Below are 1,210 nucleotides of genomic sequence, written 5' to 3' on the forward strand. Positions count from 1 at the left end.
ACCGCGACGGCAACCATCCCCGGCCGCAGCTGGGGCTGCTGCCTTCAGGCGAGTCGAACAGGAGATCGTCTGGGAGGCTGAAGGCGTTGACGAGGTGGGCCGTGAGTAAGTAATCAAGCGCTGATCGGGATCGACGAACGCTGTTTCCGTCCGACCGAGGTTGACCTGTGATCGGCGTTACCTCAAGGCAGGCAGGCCGACAAGCTCGGTTGGAAGCCGAAGACCCCTTTCGATGTGGTCGAGGCCCACTGCCGCGCCTCACGCGAAAACACGATGGCGTCGCGAGCAGGTGCATTTGTCGTGGGGCCATCCGCATTGCCAGGCACGCCCTCTCGGCCGGCATCCGCCCAGGTCCGGTCGTTTGGATCGGCGAATTCACACATTCTGCAAAGCAGAAAACCATCCGCTCCATTCATGCGGTCGACGATTTCGCGAAAAACTGGCTTTTCAAACAGATCGGAGTAACCCTCATATAGAAGGTTGCCCAATACGTGACTCCGTTCAAAATCCATGGAGCACAGGGTGACGTCGCCGTTTGGAAGAAGAACATTCCGATACTGTCGTTCGTCCACGCAGGTTAGGGCTCCGAGCACTGGCTGACGTGGTGCAACGATCTTAGGGTCGACGCTTCCACCCCTACTGCTCACCGGCCGCGCTTTTATCAGTGCTTCGGTAGGAATAATGTCGGCTATATCTGGGTGGGGCTCGCCCAAGGCCACGAATCGGATCAAGGGGATGTCCGCGTCGACGAGTTGACGAACCAGATCGCGATACTTGTCTCCGACCAGGCGGCTGTTCATGTAGGTGCCGTCATCGAAAACATGGACCACGAATACGCCCAAGCGCAAGGCTTGCAATCGCTGCAGGTCCTGCCCGTTCATTCCCACCAGCGTCGTAAAAATCCTGATGCCATGGCCTTTGGCGAAGGCGTGCTCCACCATTTCGGTGCAGTCCGGATTGAGCCAAGGTTCGGAGTATCCCGCAAAACCAATGTCGACGGAAGTCGGTACGCGGGCCAGACACCGCTTGAAATCTTCAAGACCCAGATGACTCGCATGAGACACTTTTCTTTGCCGGACCGCGAACTTGTCCTGGGGACAATATGAACATCCTACGACACATCCCGTGGTCGTCGTTATCTCCAAAACCCTGCCGGCTGTGTTTGCTGAGCGAAGTTCCGGTAAAATCACTGGTGATTACTCCCATCTAC

1 protein-coding gene is annotated in these 1,210 nt (G+C 57.1%); it reads right to left on the bottom strand.

Translation table 11 applies throughout. The features are described from left to right. Positions 1-182: 182 nt before the first annotated feature. Entirely contained in the window at positions 183-1,064 is an 882-nt protein-coding gene (locus EOB49_RS33930; protein ID WP_245466457.1) for an SPASM domain-containing protein, read from the bottom strand. Positions 1,065-1,210 lie beyond the last annotated feature (146 nt).

It is taken from the genome of Mesorhizobium sp. M7A.F.Ca.MR.148.00.0.0 (assembly GCF_003997735.1).
Lineage (GTDB): Bacteria > Pseudomonadota > Alphaproteobacteria > Rhizobiales > Rhizobiaceae > Mesorhizobium.